Raw genomic sequence first — 2,887 nt, forward strand, 5'->3', positions numbered from 1 at the left:
CCGTACGCCCGCCCGCTGCACCGGCACCCCGGGCGGCTCCTCGTCCGGGGCGGCCGTACGGTCCGCGGCGGTCCAGCCGTGGCGGTCCAGGGCGCGCGCCAGTGCCCGCACCATGCGCGGGTCGAACTGGCTCCCGGCGCAGCGCCTCAGCTCCTCCACGGCCGCGGGGACGGGCCGCCCGCGCCGGTAGGAGCGCGTCGAGGTCATCGCGTCGAAGGCGTCCGCGACGGCGACGACCCGGGCGATCTCGGGGATCCCGTCACCGGCGAGGCCGTACGGGTAGCCGCTGCCGTCGAGCCGCTCGTGGTGGTGCAGGATCGCGGCACGCGCCTCGTCCAGGAAGCCGATGCCCCGGACGATCTCGTGGCCGTACTCCGGATGCAGCTCGATGACCCGGCGCTCCTCGGGGGTGAGCGGCCCGTCCTTGCGCAGGACCCGTGTCGGGATGCCGAGCTTGCCGACGTCGTGCAGGACGCCGGCGAACCGGAGAGCTTCGATCCGGCTCTCCTCCATACCGAGTTCGCGGGCGATCAGCTCGGAGGCGCGGCCCACCCGCTCGCTGTGGCCACGGGTGTAGCCGTCCTTGATGCCGACCGCCTGGACGAGCGCCCTGACGGTGGCGCGGTGAGCGGCGTGCCCGCGGTGGTACTGCGCGAAGACCCAGCAGGAGATGTGCATCGGCAGCAGGACGCCCAGCGCGGACAGCGGCCCGTAGGAGCTCCGCCACAGGACGGCCATCATCAGGCCCGCGAGCGCGTGCACCAGATGCGGCCCCACGGAGCGGGCCGGCAGCCCGCGCCAGGCGTGCCTGACGGCCACGCGCTCGGCCGTGGCGAGGATGCCGCCGTCCAGCGCGGCCAGCACGAGGCTGAAGGTGAGCGCGGCGGCGCAGGCGGGGAGGAGGGCGTACGGGAGGTCGGGCAGGGCGCCCCCGGAGGCCCCGCCGAGCGTGGCGGGGCCGCCCAGGAGCGCGTAAGTCCAGGAGGCCGCGCCCGCGGTCAGTGCGAGCTCGGCCGCACGCCAGGCACGCCGGGCCGCGACGGGCGGGTGGTCCACCCTGCCCGCGAGCGCGCCGGGTACGGCGACCAGCGCGGCGGCGGACGGCGGCAGCAGGAACGCCGCGGCGAGGAGCAGCGGAAAGAACGATCCGGCACCGGCCGGCACGGAGCTGCCGAAGACGCGGCAGCGGCCGGGGATTTCACAGGCCAGATGGAGCGCGGCCAGGAGACAGAGGGCGCCCCAGGGGGTCGCGGCCCCGGGGAGCAGCGCGGGAAGGGCGCAGAGCGCGGCGCAGACCACCGCGCACAGGATGGAGACGCGCGCTGCCCGCGGTGTGCCCCTCACCCGCCCCACCTGCCCCCGGCCTGGTCAATGAAGGCGCCAGGCTAGCGAGTTGGGGGTGGACCAGGGCCTGAACGGACCGGATTACCACATTCGGGTGATCTGACAGGAGTTCAGCACTCGTCGTACGGGCGGGCGGCCGTCACTCCCCGGCGGCCGGGCGGTCCGCGGTGGCCGGACGGTCGGCGCCGCCCACGGCCACATCCTGCTCGGGCACCGTCTGCCCGGAGCGGATCAGGTCGATCCGTCCCATCACCTTCGAACGCAGGTCAGCGGGGACGTCGTCCTGTCCGCAGCAGCGCTTGACCAGCTTCTTCACGGCCTGCTCCAGGCCGTACTTCTCCAGGCACGGGGAGCACTCCTCGAAATGCACCTCGAACTTGGTGCAGTCGCCCTCGGGCATCTCGTGGTCGAGAAACTCGTAGAGATGATCGAGAACCTCTGAGCAGTCCGTCTCGTGCGGCTCTCCGCAGCTCATGAGGCCGAGCCTTTCCTGTCGTCCGACTCACCGGCTCCGGCCGGGACGAGCCCGCGCTCACGCGCGTAGTCCTCCAGCATGCCGCGCAGCTGACGGCGCCCCCGGTGCAGCCGGGACATCACCGTACCGATGGGTGTCCCCATGATGTCCGCGATCTCCTTGTAGGCAAAGCCCTCCACATCCGCGAGGTACACGGCGATGCGGAATTCTTCGGGGATCGACTGCAGCGCGGACTTCACGTCGGAGTCCGGCAGGTGGTCGAGCGCCTGGGACTCAGCCGAGCGCAGACCGGTCGACATGTGCGACTCCGCACGCGCCAGCTGCCAGTCCTCGATCTCCTCGGCGGCACTCCGCTGGGGCTCCCGCTGCTTCTTGCGGTACGAGTTGATGAAGGTGTTGGTGAGGATGCGGTACATCCACGCCTTGAGGTTCGTGCCCTCACGGAACTGGTGGAAGGAGCCGTACGCCTTGGCATACGTCTCCTGCACCAGATCCTCCGCATCCGCGGGGTTGCGCGTCATGCGCAGCGCGGCCGAGTACATCTGGTCCAGATATCCGAGGGCGTCCCGCTCGAAGCGCGCGTTGCGCTCGGCAGTCGTCTCCTGCGCACGGCCGTCGTCGGTCCCTGTGTCGGTCCCAGTGACCGGACCCACCTCCTCCAACGATGTGGCGGAACCGAAACCGGACCCGCTCGCATCGGAGAATAGTCGACCTTGCTTCCGGGCGGGCTGCCGATCGGCTCCGCCCGGGACACGCGCCGGAGTGCCCTTGGCCGCATGGAGCACCGTCCACTCCAGCTCTGTGGCGTTCGAGCGGCTCGGGCAGATGGTCGAACCCATGCGACGGACTCCCTCTCGACGTACGACGTTGTTGTACCGACACCCCCCACAACAGCCGTCCCGCACGGCGCATTCCCGGCGCTCGCGCGGGCGCGGGAAGTGTTGAGGACGGCTACGCCGTCAGGAGCCCGTCCAGCCATCCGGCCACCGCGCCGGTGAGGAGGTCCATCGCCTGATCCTGGGTCAGCGGTGCCTTCTTCGGCACGGCGAAACCATGATCCGCGTACGG

The 2,887-nt window shown here is 71.6% G+C and carries 3 protein-coding genes and 1 pseudogene; all 4 read right to left on the reverse strand.

Annotated elements, in window-relative coordinates; genetic code table 11:
* On the reverse strand, window positions 1-1,344 hold a 1,344-nt coding region (locus VN520_RS01425), incomplete at its 3' end, for an HD-GYP domain-containing protein (RefSeq protein WP_325744972.1).
* A 139-nt stretch (window positions 1,345-1,483) separates the two neighbouring features.
* Window positions 1,484-1,819, reverse strand: coding sequence for a mycothiol system anti-sigma-R factor (gene rsrA / locus VN520_RS01430; RefSeq protein ID WP_325744973.1), 336 nt, complete (start codon window positions 1,817-1,819; stop codon window positions 1,484-1,486).
* A complete protein-coding gene (locus VN520_RS01435) occupies window positions 1,816-2,472 on the reverse strand; it encodes a sigma-70 family RNA polymerase sigma factor (protein WP_033298180.1) in 657 nt (218 codons plus the stop codon). Before VN520_RS01435 ends, rsrA begins: the two co-directional genes overlap by 4 nt.
* A 298-nt stretch (window positions 2,473-2,770) precedes the next feature.
* Window positions 2,771-2,887 (reverse strand): annotated as a pseudogene (locus VN520_RS01440) (hydrolase); the annotation flags it as partial.

Source organism: Streptomyces sp., assembly GCF_035563135.1.
Classification (GTDB): Bacteria; Actinomycetota; Actinomycetes; order Streptomycetales; family Streptomycetaceae; genus Streptomyces.